Source organism: Leptolyngbya sp. PCC 6406 (assembly GCF_000332095.2).
Lineage (GTDB): Bacteria > Cyanobacteriota > Cyanobacteriia > Phormidesmidales > Phormidesmidaceae > PCC-6406.
The window spans coordinates 5112955-5130935 of the sequence record NZ_KI913949.1; the positions used below are offsets into that span (position 1 = coordinate 5112955).

Here is a 17981-nt window from a genome sequence, read left to right on the forward strand (position 1 = left end):
CCTGGACCAATGCTCCCCGCTGTCAGTCCCCGTCCCCGTGCCGCCTTGATGCCTCCCTGTAATGACATCTGCTGATCCCGTTTCTCTGCGAATTGCTATCGAGCGGCTCTCTAGCGCCAGCGGCAATCACTATGCTATCTGGGTCGTAGAGTCGCCCTATCCCGGTGGTTATGTTCACCACGATCAGGTTTGGTCTGCGGATCAGCAAAGTCTGTGGCAAACGTGGCTAGAGTATTTTTCTCTCCGGGGGCTGCCCCAGGTTCCCCATGTCCCCTCGGCCTATGTGCCCCAGTTTGTTGCGGATGGTCTGACGGATTCGGGAGGCCAAACGAGTCCTAAGGGCTACACCAGCCGTCTCATGCAGACCCTGGGTCTCCAGCTCTGGGAATGGCTGTTTGACGGGCCAATCCAGAGCAGTCTGGATCAAAGTTTGGGCATTGCCATGGGACAGGACAAGCCCCTACGCCTAGGGCTGGATATCCGCGATCCCGATCTGATCTCCCTACCCTGGGAAATTATGCAGTCCCAGCCAGGACGGCAAGCCTTTTCCCTCGCCGAAAGTGTGCGCTTTAGCCGTACCACCAGTGATGTGGATCCCCTACCGGAGCTGCACCTGGATCGCAGTCTCAAGATTTTGCTGGTGCTGGGCCAAGATGACCTACCTGGGAGCACCAGTTCTCCTTCTGCGAGCATCGCAACCCTCCAACTTCAGGCAGAGGCTGATACCCTCAAGCGCTTGCTCCAGGGGGACATGACCTCGGCCATACGGCGGGGCCTGATGGCGGACTGCCAAGTAGATGTGCTACTCCAGCCCTCCCCTGCTGCCCTAACTAAGGCTCTGGAACGGGGACAATACAATGTTTTCTTCTATGCCGGCCATGGCGTGCCCGCCCCCGATGGCGGGTTCCTCTTCCTTCAGCCCCAGGCTCCTCTCAATGGCACCGAACTAGCCCAAGTGCTAACCCGTTGTCGGGTTAAGGTAGCGGTGTTCAACACATGCTGGGGGGCTCAGCCCGATCAGCAGCGCCAACAGGCCATTGCCCGCAGTAGCCTAGCGGAGGTGTTACTGCACCATGGCGTTCCTGCTGTGCTCGCCATGCGGGACTCTATCGCCGATGAGGAAGCCTTGAGTTTTATCCAAGCCTTTACCCAGGCCCTAGCTCAGCAGCATTCCGTAGACCGGGCGGTTGCGATCGCACGGCAACAACTCCTCACCCTCTACAAGTTCAACCAGCCTGCCTGGACCCTGCCCGTGCTGTATATGCACCCCGATTTTGATGGTCAGGTTCTGGCTATCCCCGATACTGAAATTACCCGCCTGCCGGGGGGCGGCAGTGGCCCCCAGCAAATTGCCGCCATCCGCTCCGTCGATAATCCCACCTTGATATGGCCCATCTACGGGGGCATGATGCGGGTGGGCCGTCTGCCCGACAATGACTTGGTTATTCCCGAACCCTGGGTATCCAGCAAACACGCTGAAATTTTTTGTCGTCAAACCTCCAGTGGGACCCCGGAGTCTGGTCCCACCCTGACCTACTACCTGAGGGACTATTCCCGCTATGGCACCCTTTACCAAACCAATGGGCGCTGGTCCCAAGTCCATCGCCAGGAAGTGGCTCTGACCACTGGCACCCAGCTACGCTTTGGCAGTCCCCAAGGGCGTCTGATGGAGTTCGTCCTAGAGGTGCCTAGTTAGGATTTCAGGTCCAGAAGCCCTGATTCCTTGAGCTTGGGATTAAAGCGTAGGGCCATGGTGACCCCCCGCGCTTCCAGGGCTGCGAAAATATCGCCTTCCAAACGGCGAGCCATATTTTTCAAAAACTTGATTTGCCCGAGTTCGTCGAGGGTGGCATAGTGGGCCTTTTCCTCCGGGGTCATGGTGGCGGCGGCATCGATGGCGGCGGTCCAAGCTGCCTCATCCTGGTTGCCGGGGGGCGTACCGTTCTCCGTAATCCAAGCACTACGAATCCCCTCTAGTAGGGTGCGACTGGGACGGTCGATGGTCTGCACCTTGTACCAGTGGCAGGCGTGGGGCTGGCGCACCAGGTGCTGTTTGAGACTCTGGTAAACATCGCGGGAATAGCCCACATATTGCAACACTTGGGCTTGGTCAAAAATGGCGTAAATACCGACCCGACCCTGATGGGTGGTGGGAATTTCTCCGGCGGCGTCTAGATAGGGTAGGAGGTCTAGGGTCGCTAGGGTCGAGGCAGGGGCTTGGGAGGTCATGGGCAGGGCTCGCAACAGGCAGTCTTTCCAGGCTATAGCGAAGCCCCTAGGAGGGGGGATAGTCCCGTTAAGAATCGTTGCCGTTTTTGCCGCGCCCTAACCCGGTGTTTCAAGGTGAAGGGAACGCGATAGCCCCTTTGGGTCGGTCTCTAACCATCGCTCTGCTGGAGCCATTTCTAAGGAACCCGAATCCTTAATAATGTGCAATTCTTGTGGGTCAGGCAAGATGCCTGACCGTGGACAGCCGTCCCGGCTATCCCACGTTATTTGATCTCTACGCCTAAGCATCGCCCCTAGAAATTATGCAGTCTGTCCGCAACGTTATTAACGTCATCATTGCCATTGTGCTCTTGGGCTTTATTGGGCTCAATCTGTTTCGTCTAACCGTCCTTTTTCTATCCAGCCAGCAGTTGATCTAGGGCGCGGGGACAATCAACGGCGAAACCCTTACCGGGCAGGCATGACCACGCCCGCTCTACTAAATCAAGCGAGGGGCTTTAACTGCCCCATAACCAGGAATCTGGCTTTGATGTTCCACAGCGCCTAGTACACTAACCTGAGTTCGGGTTAAGCGGATTGAGGGAGAGCAAAGTTAAGATTGAGCGATGGCTTCTTGGGCTGATGACAGTAAGCAATTAAGCCAAAGATGACATTGACCATGAAATTGGTAGGGCTGCGATGCCGAGATCGTTGCCAGCGGGGCTCAAATTGCTGGCAGAAGTCATCGATAATAGGGGGGCCTGCTGATACTTGGTTTTTCACCCTTCAGCTTACAAAGCCCCTCCTTTCCTTATCCCGAACCCAGGTTATTTTATTGCAGCACCTATCCCTAGGCTAATCCCACTAGCTTTTCGCTCAGACTCCACATCCGCTGGGCCTTAGCATCGTCGCTACCCTCCGCTGAAAGCTTCTGCACAAAAGCCTCGCGTCCCTTTTTCTGACGGTTGCCCCAGCTCCAGTGGACACCGGACTGGTGAAACTCAGGATCGGCCACCACCATCGCTACCCGCTCTCCAGAGAGTTCCTGGGAGACATAGCCCCCGGTAATGTTCTTTTGGAACCAGGGAAAAATAGTGCGGAATAGGCTGTAGTGGTTGCGGAAGAGGGGGGTATCCGCAACGCAGCCCGGATAGAGGGAGTTGAACACAATCCCCGTGCTCTCATGGAAGCGGCGATGCAACTCGCGGGTGGTGAGCATGTTGCAGAGCTTACTGTCCTTGTAGGCTTTGCCCGACTTAAACGCTTTGCCGTTGATCATGGTGATAGGAGCCTTGAAGCCCTGCTCAAAGCCCTCAAAGTTACCCAGATCCGGGGGTGCGGGGATGGGAATCTTGCCCCCCAGTTCTGCCTTGTTGGCGGTGACGGTACCCAGGATGATCAGCCGCTTTTCTGGGGCGGGGGAATGCTTCAGATCCTCCAGCATCAGATTGCAGAGGAGAAAGTGGCCCAGATGATTGGTGGCAACGCTGAGTTCATACCCGTCGGGGCTGTACTGGGGCTCCTTCGACAAGGGTAGGTAGACGGCGGCATTACAAACCAGGGCTTCTAAGGTCTTGCCCGTTTCACGGAAGGTCTGGACAAATTTGCGCACGCTAGCCAAGGAGGCTAGGTCTAGGGGCAAAACGGTGTAACTGCCGGGGGCTATGCCTACGGACTGGGCTGCCTGCTCTGCTTTCTCTAGATTGCGACAGGCCATAACGACGTGCCAGCCTTTTTTAGCTAGGGCTTTTGCACCATATAGCCCCACTCCAGATGAGGCTCCGGTGATGATGGCGGTGGGGGTCTGTTGCTGTTCCATAGTTATTAAGGGGGTTTGTAGTACAACTACTGATTTTGTTCAGAATCTCACAAGGACGAGCCCCTCGAATGGGATTTAGTGGGTCTAGGGCGTTAAGTTTTTCAACGACAATGCTACTTCGCGGTGGGTTTCCAGGGAATTGCTGAGGGATCATCCAGGGAATTGCCGGGGAATCAGAGGCTGCTCACGGGGCAACAGGAGGCTCACCATCAGCCTCTGGGGCTAGGATGATGCCAATCTCCAACGGCCCTCCCAGGGTGGAACTGACTTCATTGCCCTCGTAGCCATGGATCGCGGGCATATAGTTGAGGGGCTTAGTGCGATCGCGATAATCTGCCGCCTCGATTTGAATCTGCTGGGCAATCTCCAAGGCTGTTTTAGAGGGCGGCGGAGAGGCTTCCAACCAATGCAGCTTGAAGCTGACCTGGCGTACCAGCCACCGCTGGGTTTCGGGATCAATCGTCACGTCAATATTGAACTTTCCCGACTTCTGCAACACCAGGGCCATCAGGCGCTCAATCAGCGTTTCCCCCATTTCCACCAGAGGCAGTTGGTGGGTTTGAAGGTAGGCATGGATCGTGTCCCAAAGCGCTGCCTCCAAATCCCCTTGTTGCAAACAGCGGGCCACTTGGGCCGCGACGCCCCGCCAAGCCGGAGCAACCCCGCGCTGCAAAATGGCTTGCAGGTTAAAGCGTTCCCCTACATGGGCCATAATCGCTTCGGTTTCAGCCCGCGTCAGGGAGCCATCGGCCACCATCGGTATGATCGCCAGCAGAGTGGGCCGCAGGGCATCTAGGGCCAAGGTGGGGGCGTGATCCTGCACATAGGCGCTGAGGATGTCGAGGACGTGGCTGCGTAGGTTTTGCAGATCGTGATCGAGGGTAACCATAAGCCTCCTGGCTCTTAGGGATGGGGATATCTCAAGGGGACAAGAGGGGAGTGCGTCACTACCTCCGCACCTTCCCTACTGACCCAAAGGCGAAAACAAGCCAAGGGATTCCCCCCGCCATCCGTTTGAGGGGCTATCCTTAAGAGCTGGAAGTCACTACCTCCGCACCTTCCCTACTGACCCAAAGGTGAAAACAAGCCAAGGGATTCCCTCCACTATCCGTTTGAGGGGCTATCCTTAAGAGCTGGAACTCAATCAGGATCTTGGGAATGCGATCGCGCCGCGCCTTTAGAGTTTGGCCACTCTTAATATTGGCGTTAGCCCTCTTTTGGGTAGGGCAAAGCCAAGTCAAGGCCCACCTGCGCGAACCAGAGGCCATCCTCGTGCTGGGGGGATCCACAACGCGGGAACATTTCGCCGCAGAGTTTGCCCAAGAGCATCCTGATTTGGAGATTTGGGTCTCCTCGGGCAGCAACCCCGAATACGCCGAGTGGCTGTTTCAGGAGGCCGCCATCGGTCGAGATCGCCTGCGGCTCGACTATCAGGCCGTCGATACCGTCACCAACTTTACAACCCTAGTAGATGACTTGGAAGCTGCTGGCATCCGCAGCGTTTATCTCATCACTTCTGACTATCACATGCGGCGGGCAGTAATTATCGGTCAGATCGTGTTGGGTAGCCGCGACATTGCCTTCAAGCCCGTTGTGGTGCCCTCTAACGACCCAGACCCCGAGCCGCTGCTACGGGGAATGCGGGATGGAGCCCGTGCTCTCTTCTGGGTGTTTACGGGGCGTACTGGATCCTCCTTACGGCAATCTGTCAGCTAATCCTAGTGTTCCATTCAAAGCGGGACAAATCTCGTGGGGAGGAGTTAGGAGTTAGGAGCCAGAATCTAGGAGAGTACTGGATTCTGACTCCTGACTCCTGAATTCCTCTGAGCCCATATTGTCTAGGCTTACGTTGATGCCCCTTTTTGGGCTCATCCATTGAGAGTTTTCATGGAAAAAGAGCTTTGGCAGAGGCTGCGAAAGAGCTTTGGCAGAGACCCTGACAATCAGGGTATTCTCAGCATAAACGGCTAGAATTGAGTCGCATTGGGCCTCGGTCCGTTGCAGCGTCGCGTTAGGTAGTTCCATGCCGTCCGCCGTTCAATCTCTCTACACCCCCGAACAGATTAAGGTATGGCTCCGGGGTTTGCTCACCATTGCCTGGGCTGATGGTCATTTTGATGAGGAAGAAAAAAACCTGATCACTGCCATCACCCAGGATGAGCTGGCCCCCAGTCTTGATTTTTTTGATGCCCTCCAGTCCGTGACGCCGGAGGAATTGGCGACAACCTTAGGCCCAAACAGCGCTGCCGCTGAGAACTTTTTGCGGATGGCGGTGATGGTGGCGTTGGCGGATGGGGTCTACTCTACGGAAGAGGACGAAAAGCTCCACAGTTTTTGTACGGTGCTGGAGCTAGATGCCACCATTTTGGAGTCGGTGCGCTCCACCCTCTACAACCTGAAGGCGGACTCTGATCCCAATCTTCCTGGCCCCAAGGATGACCATGGCCTGGAACCCCTGAAGCCTGTCCGTGAGTGGCTGGATCAATTGGAGGTCCACGACCCTCGTCTTGCCCGTTTCATGTGCAAGCTAATTCCCTCCCAATGCCCCTTTGAGCGCGATGTGACTTTGTTTGGTCGCAAGATCGTCCACATCCCCCCCATGTGCAAACTCAATCCCCTCTATGAGCAATTGGTGGGACTCCGGTTCCGGGCCTTGTCTTACCTTGCCGATGACTACGGCGAAGATGTCACGCCTTACCTTTAAGCGTATTCCCTCTCAAAAACCATCGTGGCGGTGGCGTGAGCGACTCTAGGGAGCAGTGCTGACTGCTTCGACCTGGGTAACAAGGCCCTGACCTGGCGCGAGGGTAATCGCGATCGCACTTCCTTGCGATTGAGCCTGAAGCGCCTTGCGATACACCGGATACTGCATCGGTAGCGTCCTCTGCTCACCTTCCAGGGCAAAGGTGAGTTGGTATGCCACCGATTGAATCACTCGGGGTGCTGATGCCCGCTCTCGCTCCCGTTGGCGGGCCTCTAGCTCATCCACCGTAGGCTGGGGTGGTAGAGATGGCCACCAGAGTCCCTGGGCATCAGCGGCTCCCACCGCATTGGCAGGGCGCTGGTTATTTTCCATCACCAACTGACTAGTGGCAAAGGTTTCCTGTCGAGTATCTGAGGGGCGATCGGGGCTGACCCCCGCTGGCCGATAGTCAGCGGCCCAGGTATAGGTGGTGATGGCGGTGACGGTGTAGTCTTCAACCACCTCCGCCTGACAGCTCCCCAAAGTTCCCGCCAGCAGCAGCCCCCCCAAGAGCCAGGGGGCACGGCGGAGCCAAAATCGTCGCGGGTGAGCCATGGGATTAGATTTCAATGCGACTCGGATCGGGTTTGCAAACAGCGTTCCAGGTAGACCAGTACTGCAATGGCGACAAAGATGCTCAGAGCCGCCACCAGCCAAAAGCCATCGGCGATGGCGCGGGGCTGATCTAAAGCCCAACCACCCAGAGGGGGACCGATAAAGTAGCCCATGGCCCAGCACATGGAATTGATCGACAGATAGACCCCCCGCAGGGTTTCCGGGGCCAAGGTCACGACTAGGGAGGAGGCCACGGGAGTATGGGCAGCGGTGGCCAGGGATGCTGTCGTCAGGGCCAATGCTGCTCCTAAAATTGCTGGGATCAGTCCTTTACCCGTCCCCCAGATTAGGGTAAAGGTGATACCCCAGAGAACCGCAGAGAGCATCAGTGATCGCGGCTGACTCAGCCCTTTCAGAGCGTGCACCATAGGCAATTGGCAAATTACCGTCAGGGCAACATGGCCTGCAAATAGGCCACTGAGGATCACCTCCGGCAGCCCGATGCCAAAATCTCCCGCAGGTACAAAGCGGTTCAGATACAGGGGCAAGGTGCTCTGAGTCTGGGCAATGTAGCTGGTAAACCCAATGTTCACGGCGGCGTAGATCAGCAGGCTGCGATCGCGGAGGGCTGTTCCCCAACCGGTCAGAAAAGAGCGCTGTTGGCGGTCGGGAGGCAGGGTTTCTGCGATCGCGGCATAAATGACCACAAAAAAGAGCAGAAACGTAATCCCATCCATGGCAAATAGCAGTCGGTAGGAGGCGGTGGTGGAGATCAAAATGCCCCCCAGTACCACCCCGGACCCCAGGCCCAGGTTATCCGCTGTGCGAACGAGGGCGAAGGCTTCGTTGCGGTTTTGACTGGGAGTGATATCTGCCACCACCGCTTCTGTAGATGGCCAGTACAGCCCTACCCCCAGCCCCATCAGCAAATTGCCCATAACAAAGGTGGGAAAATCGTGGGTCAGCAGCAGTACCCCATCTGCTAGGGCTGAGATCAGGGCCGAGATCAGTAGGGTCTTGCGTCGTCCCCACCGGGGCGAGTCGGCCATGGATCCCCCCAGAAACCGCCCCACTAATCCCGATAGCGCCTCGCTACCAATGCCCAGCCCCACCTGGGTTGCCGACAGCCCCACCTGACTCACAAAGAAGATGGGGGCATAGAACAGGACAAAGCCAATGCCTAACTGGGACAGCATTCGCCCTCCCGCAAGAATCCATACTCGATGGTCTAGCTGCGGTAGCCACTTCTGAATTCTCTGACGCAATCTTAATCAGTCTCCCTTTGGGGTTGAATGTCCTTTGTCAGTGTAGGGGGTGGGGTGATAGGGAGTGGGGGAGTGATGGGGTGTTGGGGTGATGGGGTGTTGGGGTCAATCCTGTAGGGGCGGGTTTAGCTCGTGTCTACTGGGAAATCCCAAATGGGAGGCTCAAAACCCGCCCTACCCAGTGCCGGGTGACCGATATTGATCTGGATCCGTAGGGGCAATCCCGTGTGGTTGCCCTTGTTGCCGGGTGACCGATATGGGGGCGTGGGGGTAGGGGCGCGGTTTCCGCGCCCAATGCAGGATGTCGCCGTAGGGGCGGGTTTGGCTCGTGTTGGTCGGGAAATCCAGAAGTGGGTGTGGGGTGATGGGGTGTTTTCTGGTGCCCTGGCTCTGCCTGGGTACCTCCGTCGGAGGCTCTGCCTCCCCTGTTTTCCGTAGGGGCAATCCCTTGCCTGTCCTGTTCGCGTAGCGGCTCCGCAGGAGCAACGAAGCCGTATAGCCCTTCGGGCATGGCTAACGCTAAGGCGGAGCCTGCCCGGAGGGCATAGGGCTTGCCCTGATTTAGCCGTAGGGTGGTTGTCTGGTGCGCGGGTGAACGATATTGGGGTGCCGCCGTAGGGGCGCGGTTTCCGCGCCCAGTGCAGGATGAGGACTGGCTTCGCCTATGCGGAGCGTCTTCGTCAGCGATATCAGCGATGGAGAAATGGAGTGATAAAATTTCTTCCATGACTTCATCACCTGCCTTTCAAGACATCGACGTAGAAACCCTCGCTCAAGTGTTGGCCACTGCCGACCCTGAGGTGCAGCTTGTGGATGTGCGTGAGCCCCAGGAACTAGAACTGGCCGCGATCGCGGGGTTTGAAAATTTGCCCCTGAGCCAATTTGCTGAATGGGGGGACACGATCCACAGCCGCTTGGCGGCAGATCGGGAGACGATTGTGCTGTGTCACCATGGAATGCGCTCGGCTCAGATGTGTCAGTGGCTTCTGAGTCAGGGATTCACAGCCGTGAAAAATGTCACTGGGGGCATTGATGTCTACTCAGTTCGGGTAGATCCCGCTGTGCCTCGATATTAGGTGTGGTCATGCCTGCCCCGCAAGGGTTTCCCCGTTAATTCTCCACGCGCCCTAGGAGAGTATTGTATTGGTCAAACGGGCTTTTCAGGGGTGGAATACTCTGTCACTCCCTGTATTTTTGACTCTGGCGCGACGGGCAGGAAGTTACCCTCGTGCTGAAAGCTCTGAATCTCCTTGACCACCCGGACCTTGCTAGCCATCAAATGGGCCTGGATCGCCTGAGTTGCGATCGCGCCGTCACGCTGAGCGATGGCCTCCCAGATCGTGCGGTGCTCTAGACGAATATCCAGCACCTTGGGGTTATGCTTCAAGGTTTGCATCCGTAGCAGAGCCATGGCGTCAAAGAGCTGGTCGAGGAGCAGCACCAGCCGCCCATTCCCTGATCCTTCAGCAATGGCATGGTGGAAGCGGTAGTCTAAGTCCAAGAGCTTCAGGGGATCCCCCGTCCTATCCTGCTCTGCTGCTATCACCCAGGTTTCCATCGCCGCTAGTTGGGTGACCGTGGCCCGCTCACAAGCCGCCGCGATCGCAAATCCCTCTAGGGCAATACGACAGTCGTAGAGTTCGATGGCATCGGCAGTGGATAGGGTGGCGACCCGCAGCCCACCGCCTCCTTCCGCCGTCAGCAGGCCCTCCTGCTGGAGTTTTCGCAGGGCTTCCCGGAGGGGAGTGCGACTTACCTCTAGGCGCTGAGCCAGTTGGGTCTCCACAAGGCGATCTCCGGGGCGTAGTTCCCCCGCCAAAATACTGGCCCGAACCACTTGGTAAACCTGCTCGTGGAGGGATTTGGGCCGTTGGATAGGAACAGACGCCACAGAAACCTTCTCAAAAATTGTTTTTAAAGCCATACCAGCGCCCTGTTCAGCACCCCGTATCCATACTGTAGCCTTTGTCCATAGGGTAGCCTTTGTCCAGAATGGATGAATATAGAAACAATTACCGCTGGTTCCCCTCTCCCCATGCAGAATACCGCCGATCCCCCTAAACTGCTGATTCTGGCCCGATCCCCCATCGGCAAAAAGTTGATCACGGGCATTACCGGTCTGGGACTGACCTTCTTTGTGCTGCTGCACATGGTTGGAAATCTGCTGATGTTTGGGGGATCAGATCTCTATAACAGCTATGGTCGATTCATAGAGCAATTAGGGCCACTACTTTGGTTGATTGAGGTGGGGTTGTTGGGCATTGTTGTGGTCCATGGCGGTTACGGCATTCATCTATTTGTGAGGCGACTGCGATCGCGACCCATTCCCTACGCTCAATATGCCTCCAAGGGGGAGCCCAGCCTGCAATCCCTCAGTTCTCGCACCATGATTGTGACCGGGAGCATCCTGGCGGTATTCCTCGTTACCCACCTGCTGACTTTTAAATTTGGTCCCTACTACCTGACCCAGGTGGAGGGGCGAGAGGTCCGTGACCTAGCCCGTCTAGTGGTGGAAACCTTTCACAAACCCACCTACACCTTTGGCTACACCGCCGTCGTGGTGCTGCTGGGATTCCACTTGCGTCATGGTCTCTGGAGTGCTCTGCAATCCCTGGGAGCCCTGTCTCGGGATCTAAAGCCTGTGGTCTATCTGTTGAGTTTGATCTTTGCGATCGCGATTGCAATCGGCTTTTTCATCCTGCCCCTAGCCGTCTATTTTGGTGCCATTGGTTAGAATCGCAAGGGGCTCGATCATCGGGGTCTTCAGTCCTGACAGAATGATGTGGGCATGAATTACTGCGGCTTGTCCTTGTTCTTTTTCTTCTCCTGGGCCTCCAGTTCGGCCTCGTAGACCGTGATCATCTCCTGGACCTGGCTTTCCATTTGCTTCAGCATCTGAATGATGGTGGGCAGGGCCTCCGATCGATTAGGGAGGAAGTTGAGGCTTTGGCGGGCGCGATCGCGAATTTCATTTAGACGGTGTTGGAGGGTCTGAGCCGCATCTAGGGCATCTCGTCCTAACTTATCGATCTGTTGTTGTTGATAAAACCGCAGAGCTGTGCCCCGGAGCACTTGTAGGGTAGCCTCTTCGCCATGATCCCCTGGCATTACCCGAAACCGCAGGAGAATACGATCATCCTGATACAGGCGCTCGATCTCGACCTGGCGTGACTTGCGCACCGAGATGAGAGAGAGGTGGGTAAGCAGTTTCAGTTCATTAATCACGCCTTGAAAGATCAAGGGCTCGACATCCGCTAACACCGCTTGCAGCACCCCATCTCGGCTCCAGAGGATTCGCCCTGCCTGAGCTTGGCGCTCAAAATACAGACGACCAATACCCTCCTTGAGAACCTTGCTCAACAGAGCCTGCATCAATTCCTTGGGCTGGAGTATGCCCAGGGTTTCCTCCGCAAGTCCCTGATACTGCTCATCGATGTAAAGGTGCAGAGGCGCATGACTGCTGAGAGACTGGGCCTTCGGCGCTGTCGGCGGTGGGGTTTGATTGCGGAGAGACTGGTTTTTTGGGGGGGTGGATGACGGCGCGGGCGAGCTATGACGGGGCGCGGGATCCGGCTCCTCCAGTTCCTCTGGCTGGTCCACAACAAAGGTGGGGAAGGTCGTATCTTCCTTGACAGCGGTTGCAGCAGAGGGAGTCGAGGCAGTGGAGGGAGAAGACTGAGCAACCTTTTTCTGCGCCCCTAAAGAACCATCCTGCCGAGTCTTAGCCGTATGGCTAAGGTATTTTGACAGCAAGTCTCGGTGCCATTCTGAGTCGATGGCACGGGTCGTAATGGCGTAATTGATGAAGGCTAACTGACGTTTAACATAGGATTCCGCCGCATAGTCGCGCGGATCCACCATGCCAATAACGAGGCGATCCCCCTCCATCATGATGGGTAGCACCTGATAGTAGAGACAGGCTTCAAAGGGCAGGATGCTATCAATCAGGGTATAAATTTGGGCTAGATCAAAATCAACGGCCCCCGCCGCCGAAGGGTCGCCAATCGCGTCGCCCGGATTCCCTGGGGACTTAAACAGGTCTCGATTATCAGCGGGAAGGGGCATGGCGGGGCGTACATAGACTTCATTTCAGGAGGTTCAGACATCGCCGAGACTGGGGCGAGGGTCGGGGCCGAGGTAGGGACTCAATCCATACCAACTATCTATAAAGATCCAACCATAATCTGAAAAGATGCGTTAGAGCTTTCCAGCTAATAGTTTCCAGCTAATAGGTATATGCTCTGGCCGGACAAGAAGACTGTCCTAGTAGGTTCACCGCTGGATGAGGGAGTCGGATAGGGGGCTGAAACACTCTTACTCGGTTATAACAGGTGCCGTGAGAGGGTGACAGACCCTGGGAGACTGTCGTTACAAATTGCCAGTGGTCGGGGGAGCCTCAGGACTGTTTCCCCTATACCTAAGACTAGGCGCTGATACTATCGCTGCGAAGAGCTTGGGCATCTAGGTAGATTTGTGCCCATTCCCCCGCTACTTGGCGGGGCTTCATGTCACAAGCTTGGGCGATCGCATCAAGGGTTGCTCCGGCCTTCATTTGACTTAAAATTTCTCGGTGGAGGGGGGGGCGTTCTGCGCAGAACTGTTCCCACTGGTCTGGGGACAGCCCCAGATTGTGATCCTTGAGGGAAGTCTTGAGCCAGCTAAATACGAGGTCTGGATTTTCCCGCAGGGTATAGACGCGGATGGCGTGGTAGCGAATCTTTTCCCGCAGGCGGTAGGCTTCCTTGATGGAAAGGTTAAGGCTCAGGGCGATCGCTTCTTGGGTATGGCCTTGCAGGTGCAGTTCTAGCCATTCGGCGGCGGTGGCATCAAGGGTGTCTCTCAGGTAGGTCTGAAACTGTTGTTTCACCTGTTCTCGCAACAGGTGTTCCTCTTCCGCCTGTTGAGTGGTTTCGTATTGGGCAACGGCCTCTATGTCGAGGAGGCTTAGGGAGTTGTCTGGGTCTCCAGTGGTGATCTCTTCAGACACGAGGCGAATCAGTTCTCCGGAGGGTACCTGGGTCATGCCCCCCCGTTGGGAGCGGCGTAGGTAGTTGACAAAGCGATAGACCAGAAGGGGCTGATTGCGGATAGGCCGCATACAGTATTCCTCTAGGGTCGCTAGCATGAGTAGGTTGCGGATGCGATCGCTGCGGGTACAGGTGCCGATCCAGGTGACCTGCTGCCGCAGGTGGCGATCGCTCTGCAACATTTCTTGGATCACTTCTTGTAGAACATCGGTGACGGTGCGACGGCGATCGCGACTCAGGGCAATCCAGGTTCGCACTTTACTGCGAACTAGGAATAAACTGCTGAGCCGCTGGATCAACCGCCGATAGGCGACCTCGGGAGACACCCCCCAGTAGCGCTGGTGCAGAATTTGATACCGATATTCCAAGGCTTGGGTGAGAATTTTAAGATCACTGGCCGTGGCTTCATTAAAGCGATCGGGGTTCTCCCCAACGAGCCATTTCAAGATGGCTTGACGGGCCTCATCACTCTGCTTCGGGAGTTCTGCAGTCAGCCGTTGCTGCCATGATTCCGTGATGGTTGCCGCCGCCGTCATGGCTTTATTCAATCCTGTAGGAAAACCTATAGACCGTATATTAAACCAGCCCTGGCAAACCGCTCAGGAGTTTTGGGGTGTTCCTGGCAACAAAATTGCTCACTCGGCAAGGGCCCAGTCGGGAATGGCCCAGTCGAGACCGTCACTGGACCACAAGGCGCGACAAGCTGGTACCGGGATAATAGGTTCCGAGGATTTGGCTATAGCTATAGCCCTGATTGGCGTGGTCCCTGGCTCCTGATTGGCTCATGCCCTGGCCACCGTGGGCCTCCTGTACAATCTGGTCCGAGGCTGCGTAGAGGGATTCTACAATGCCCCCTTGGTAGCTGATAAATTCTCCAGCGGTGGCGGCAACGGCGGCTTGGGTGGTGTTGGTTTCCACGGCAATGCCCTTATAGGCTTGGTATCGCTGGGTGTTGTCGAGGTCAAAGTGATCGCTGGCAGGGCGAACATGGTGGGTCAAGGCATAGGAACGGGCGGCGACGGCCTGGGCTTTGAGGGCCTCTAGGGGCCAGTGGGGATACATTTCGCTGCCTACGACGCTGGAGAGGTAGTCCCGCAGGAAAACAAAATTCACGGCTAGTAGTTGTCCCCCTTGGTTGAGCAGTAGCACCCGGCCTTTGTACCAGCTCCCCTCTACAAACACATAGCCGCCATGGATGGCTTCTAGCCACACAGCCCCTGGTAACTGACAGCCGCTGAAGGTAAGGCCCGATCCACTGGGTTGAGCAATCAAGCTGGTTTCAGGGGAAATATCGCAGCGTTGCTGTCCCCCGGTATCCACTAGCCAGCCCTGGGTGCTAGTGCCCACATTCAGGGTGCTGGCCCGCCGCGCGATCGCAACCCGCATTTCCAGGGCATCGTCGATCACCATTACTTCGGGTGTGGATTGGGCCGCACTGGCGGCGGCATTCGCTTCTTCGGGGGCGGGGGCAGACGCAGTATCCTGCTGATCCTCAGGGGCAGCGGCAACGGGTAATCCCTGACGCTCTTGAAATGTGTAGAGGCCGATGAAGGACTGTCGTAGGAGGAAGAATCCGTGGTTGAGTTTGCCGTCAAAGGCTAGGGGTTCTACGGCTCCCCGCACACCGGGCAAGGGGATCAGCCACAGGGCCAAAATACCTGTGAGGACTGCGCCACTGGCTAAGACAAGGCGCGATAGCCACGTGGGGCCGGTCTCTGACCATCGCAGTTGTAAGTGACGGCGAAAGCACAGCCGCTGAATTCGATCAAGTTCCTGTTGAAACGTCATGGTGGGCTGACCAATGCCGGGGGTAGACAGCAATTCAGGCAACAATGCCGCAGCAATAGTTACAGATCTTATCCCTACCTACTGTAGCGGTCTAGCGACAAGATTGCTCCAGCAGGTCATCGCCCCCTGAGAATTCACGTTCAGCCACCAGGTTCTGTCCCCCAACCCTTCTCATCGCAATGCCCAGAGTCGCAGGTCTAATGTGTGGGGGGTGTCCGGGTGTACCGCTAAGGGGGGCAAGGTAGGGGGCACAGGACCGTCTGTCAGGGGTTCAAAGCGCTCCCGAAAGCGCGCTTGGGCAGCCTCAGCGGTCCTCGGCACTTCGCTGTAGGGACTGCCGTCTGGAGCCTGGACATGGTACCTAGCCCCGCCCACAAAGCGTTGGTGCCAAGTGTCAATAACACTGAAGGTGAGGGGGGCATGGGGTGCGATCGCAGGATGATTGCCAGGGGCCGCCGCCCGTGCCCGAAACCGCACTGCCCCCACAGATTCCCCCAGGGTACCCGTAGACCGAATCGGCACCGGGCAGCCATTGCATAACACCTGATAGCGAGCCATGGGGCGATCTGACTGCTCCTGTAGCCCCTCCCCCAGGATCCCCGTCAGCCGCACCTGAATTCGCTCCAGAGAGTTATCCACCGGGCGGGCAGTGCCCCCTGCCGCCGCATCCCCCAGCACAGGCCAAGGATCAAGGGCGGCACGGAGTTCAAACTGGCGCACCGGATTTTCCCCCAGAGAGACCTGACCATAACGGGGTAGACGTCGCTCTCCAAAAGGCGCGAACCAGGCCCATTCAAAGGGATAGCCCGCCTCGGCTAAATCCGTCAGCACCGCTTGCAAATCCTGCTCCAAGTAATAGGGCAACATCATCCGATCCCCCAGATCCGCCCCCCACCGCCGCAAGGGCTGGGTGTAGGGCTGTTGCCAAAACCAGGCCACCAAAGCCCGTACCAGAAGCATTTGCAGCAACCGCAGCTCCGTGCAGGGGGGCATTTCAAAGCCCCTAAACTCCAGCAATCCCAACTGGAGTCGAGGATTATCTACTGGAAACAGCTTGTCAATGCAAAGGGTAGCCCGGTGGGCATTTCCCGTCACATCCACCAGCAGAGGCCGCAGTAGGCGGTCTAGGATCTCCGGGGGCAAAGGGCTGCGGGGGGCAAGGCTGAGAAAGGCTACCTCCAGCTCATAGAGACTATCGTGGCGGGCCTCATCGGCGCGGGGAGATTGACTGGTAGGGCCAATGTATTCCCCCGCAAACAGATAGGACAGGCTGGGATGGTGTTGCCAATAGGTAATCAGACTCCGTAACAGGTCGGGACGCCGCAGGAGGGGACTATCCTCCGGCATCTCCCCTCCAATGGTGATGTGAGATCCCCCCCCAGTGCCTAGGGGTCGCCCATCCAACGCAAATTTTTCGCAGGTGAGCCCACAGGCAACGGCGGCCTGATCTAGCCCTTGGTGAAGCTGAACCAGATCTTGCCAAGACCCCGCTGGATGAATATTGACCTCGATTACTCCCGGATCTGGGGTGATCTGAAAGCCCTGGATACCTTGATTGCTGGGGGGCGGATAGCCCTCGATTAGGACCGGCAGATCCAAGGACTCCGCCGTCGCCTCGATCGCCGTCAAAATATCCACAAAGCTGCGGGCCGAGGCAATGGGGGGCAAAAACACATGCACCGTTTCCCTCCGCACCTCCACACAGAGGGCCAGCCGAATGCTGTTGGGTGGTGCGAGGGGGGCGGTCTGGTGGGGACGGATTGGCGTATCCTCCAAACTGGGCACAGCCTCCGCCAGCAGGTCTGTCGCATCAGCCAAATCCCCTAGGGGCAGACGCATTCCCGCCCCACCCAGCCCCGGTAACAGTGTGATCTCTCCGGCCTGGGGTAATCCCTCCCAGTGGCAACTGGCCCAGTAGGGGCCAGCTTCCCCCTGCACGGTCAGCAGCGGCAGCATATAGCCTGTGGGGCTATCGGCCTCTGGTTCTAGGATCTTCAATAGGGTATCTGGCGCAATGGCGAGACAGGGTAACAGTTCCGCCATGAACCGTTGGGCCTGCCGTCCGGTCTGCTCCGGGTTCTTGCCATTCCCCTCACTATCAAGAGCAATACTGTCACGGTCAACAGCTAACCAGGCTGGATTGCGCCACAGTGGTTCCCCATCCAATCGCCAAAAGCATCCCAAAGCCCACCGGGGAACCGCCTCACCGGGATAGAGTTTGCCCAAGCCATAGTGGCGCAGGCTGCCAGCGGGGGCGAGGAAACTATGGAGTCGATTCAGGAGTTTCCCTGCTAGGTAGCGCTTATCCTCTCCCATGGCGGTATAGCGCCACTGGAGATCGGTCCGGTCTGTGGCTGATACGTAGGTCGGCTCGCCCCCCATGGTGAGGCCCACCTTGTCCTGCAGAAGGGCGCGATCAATTGTGTGCCCCAGGGTATCGATGGCCTGCCATTGCTCGGGGGAATAGGGGTTCATGGTGTCAGGGGGTGAGGGGGTGAGGGGGTGAGGGGGGATAGGTGACAGAAAGTTTTGAGTTTTGAATTTTGAGTTTCCCGTAGGGTGCATTCGCGAAGCAA

At 57.1% G+C, this 17981-nt stretch carries 15 protein-coding genes; 5 read left to right on the forward strand and 10 right to left on the reverse strand.

The genetic code is table 11. The annotated features are described in order from the left end of the window. Positions 1-61 precede the first annotated feature (61 nt). A complete protein-coding gene (locus tag LEP6406_RS0222865) occupies positions 62-1696 on the forward strand; it encodes a CHAT domain-containing protein (protein ID WP_008309238.1) in 1635 nt (544 codons plus the stop codon). Here the strand turns inward: LEP6406_RS0222865 and LEP6406_RS0222870 are convergent. The 3 genes from LEP6406_RS0222870 to LEP6406_RS0222890 all read right to left on the reverse strand — a co-directional run bounded on the left by LEP6406_RS0222870 (position 1693) and on the right by LEP6406_RS0222890 (position 4916). After that, positions 1693-2229, reverse strand: coding sequence for a GIY-YIG nuclease family protein (locus tag LEP6406_RS0222870; protein ID WP_008309236.1), 537 nt, complete (start codon positions 2227-2229; stop codon positions 1693-1695). The genes LEP6406_RS0222865 and LEP6406_RS0222870 overlap by 4 nt on opposite strands. Positions 2230-3058: 829 nt before the next feature. Then, a complete protein-coding gene (locus LEP6406_RS0222885) occupies positions 3059-4027 on the reverse strand; it encodes a protochlorophyllide reductase (RefSeq protein WP_008309233.1) in 969 nt (322 codons plus the stop codon). A 184-nt stretch (positions 4028-4211) separates the two neighbouring features. Next, on the reverse strand, positions 4212-4916 hold the full coding sequence (locus LEP6406_RS0222890; protein WP_008309231.1) for a hypothetical protein: 705 nt from the start codon (positions 4914-4916) through the stop codon (positions 4212-4214). 269 nt (positions 4917-5185) lie between these two features. Here LEP6406_RS0222890 and LEP6406_RS0222895 point away from each other — a divergent pair, with 269 nt between their 5' ends. Both LEP6406_RS0222895 and LEP6406_RS0222905 read left to right on the forward strand, forming a co-directional pair. Beyond that, a complete protein-coding gene (locus tag LEP6406_RS0222895; RefSeq protein ID WP_008309229.1) occupies positions 5186-5743 on the forward strand; it encodes a YdcF family protein in 558 nt (185 codons plus the stop codon). Between the two features lie 307 nt (positions 5744-6050). Continuing rightward, positions 6051-6731, forward strand: coding sequence for a Mo-dependent nitrogenase C-terminal domain-containing protein (locus LEP6406_RS0222905; RefSeq protein WP_008309227.1), 681 nt, complete (start codon positions 6051-6053; stop codon positions 6729-6731). Positions 6732-6776: 45 nt separating this feature from the next. Here LEP6406_RS0222905 and LEP6406_RS29395 read toward each other — a convergent pair whose 3' ends face one another. Continuing rightward, on the reverse strand, positions 6777-7325 hold the full coding sequence (locus LEP6406_RS29395; protein WP_008309225.1) for a hypothetical protein: 549 nt from the start codon (positions 7323-7325) through the stop codon (positions 6777-6779). Between the two features lie 11 nt (positions 7326-7336). Further along, positions 7337-8521, reverse strand: coding sequence for an MFS transporter (locus LEP6406_RS0222915; RefSeq protein WP_008309223.1), 1185 nt, complete (start codon positions 8519-8521; stop codon positions 7337-7339). 794 nt (positions 8522-9315) lie between these two features. Here LEP6406_RS0222915 and LEP6406_RS0222920 point away from each other — a divergent pair. Further along, on the forward strand, positions 9316-9666 hold the full coding sequence (locus LEP6406_RS0222920; protein ID WP_027269372.1) for a rhodanese-like domain-containing protein: 351 nt from the start codon (positions 9316-9318) through the stop codon (positions 9664-9666). Positions 9667-9737: 71 nt separating this feature from the next. Here the strand turns inward: LEP6406_RS0222920 and LEP6406_RS0222925 are convergent, their stop codons facing one another. Next, the gene (locus LEP6406_RS0222925; RefSeq protein ID WP_008308021.1) at positions 9738-10514 is read right to left on the reverse strand and encodes a GntR family transcriptional regulator; all 777 of its coding nucleotides are present in this window, start codon (positions 10512-10514) and stop codon (positions 9738-9740) included. Between the two features lie 72 nt (positions 10515-10586). Here LEP6406_RS0222925 and LEP6406_RS0222930 point away from each other — a divergent pair, with 72 nt between their 5' ends. Then, positions 10587-11324, forward strand: a complete 738-nt coding sequence (locus LEP6406_RS0222930; RefSeq protein WP_225886610.1) for a succinate dehydrogenase cytochrome b subunit — start codon at positions 10587-10589, stop codon at positions 11322-11324. 59 nt (positions 11325-11383) lie between these two features. On the opposite strand, the gene LEP6406_RS29400 is transcribed toward LEP6406_RS0222930, so the two are convergent. The 4 genes from LEP6406_RS29400 to LEP6406_RS0222950 all read right to left on the reverse strand — a co-directional run. Continuing rightward, the gene (locus tag LEP6406_RS29400; protein ID WP_008308026.1) at positions 11384-12655 is read right to left on the reverse strand and encodes an ATPase, T2SS/T4P/T4SS family; all 1272 of its coding nucleotides are present in this window, start codon (positions 12653-12655) and stop codon (positions 11384-11386) included. A 358-nt stretch (positions 12656-13013) separates the two neighbouring features. Continuing rightward, positions 13014-14153 carry a HetZ-related protein 2 gene (locus LEP6406_RS0222940; protein WP_008308027.1) on the reverse strand — a complete coding sequence of 380 codons (1140 nt, stop codon included), beginning with the start codon at positions 14151-14153 and terminating at the stop codon, positions 13014-13016. Between the two features lie 142 nt (positions 14154-14295). Continuing rightward, positions 14296-15447, reverse strand: coding sequence for a SpoIID/LytB domain-containing protein (locus tag LEP6406_RS30650; protein WP_225886612.1), 1152 nt, complete (start codon positions 15445-15447; stop codon positions 14296-14298). Between the two features lie 129 nt (positions 15448-15576). After that, the coding region (locus LEP6406_RS0222950; protein WP_263971215.1) for a transglutaminase family protein at positions 15577-17981 on the reverse strand (2405 nt) is incomplete at its 5' end.

Coding starts and splice junctions, on each gene's coding strand:
- LEP6406_RS0222940 (WP_008308027.1), bottom strand. CDS start 14,153: ATGACGGCGGCGGCAACCATCACGGAATCATGGCAGCAACGGCTGACT.
- LEP6406_RS0222895 (WP_008309229.1), top strand. CDS start 5,186: ATGCGATCGCGCCGCGCCTTTAGAGTTTGGCCACTCTTAATATTGGCG.
- LEP6406_RS0222885 (WP_008309233.1), bottom strand. CDS start 4,027: ATGGAACAGCAACAGACCCCCACCGCCATCATCACCGGAGCCTCATCT.
- LEP6406_RS0222930 (WP_225886610.1), top strand. CDS start 10,587: ATGAATATAGAAACAATTACCGCTGGTTCCCCTCTCCCCATGCAGAAT.
- LEP6406_RS0222905 (WP_008309227.1), top strand. CDS start 6,051: ATGCCGTCCGCCGTTCAATCTCTCTACACCCCCGAACAGATTAAGGTA.
- LEP6406_RS29400 (WP_008308026.1), bottom strand. CDS start 12,655: ATGCCCCTTCCCGCTGATAATCGAGACCTGTTTAAGTCCCCAGGGAAT.
- LEP6406_RS0222925 (WP_008308021.1), bottom strand. CDS start 10,514: ATGGCTTTAAAAACAATTTTTGAGAAGGTTTCTGTGGCGTCTGTTCCT.
- LEP6406_RS0222890 (WP_008309231.1), bottom strand. CDS start 4,916: ATGGTTACCCTCGATCACGATCTGCAAAACCTACGCAGCCACGTCCTC.
- LEP6406_RS29395 (WP_008309225.1), bottom strand. CDS start 7,325: ATGGCTCACCCGCGACGATTTTGGCTCCGCCGTGCCCCCTGGCTCTTG.
- LEP6406_RS0222915 (WP_008309223.1), bottom strand. CDS start 8,521: ATGCTGTCCCAGTTAGGCATTGGCTTTGTCCTGTTCTATGCCCCCATC.
- LEP6406_RS0222865 (WP_008309238.1), top strand. CDS start 62: ATGACATCTGCTGATCCCGTTTCTCTGCGAATTGCTATCGAGCGGCTC.
- LEP6406_RS0222920 (WP_027269372.1), top strand. CDS start 9,316: ATGACTTCATCACCTGCCTTTCAAGACATCGACGTAGAAACCCTCGCT.
- LEP6406_RS0222870 (WP_008309236.1), bottom strand. CDS start 2,229: ATGACCTCCCAAGCCCCTGCCTCGACCCTAGCGACCCTAGACCTCCTA.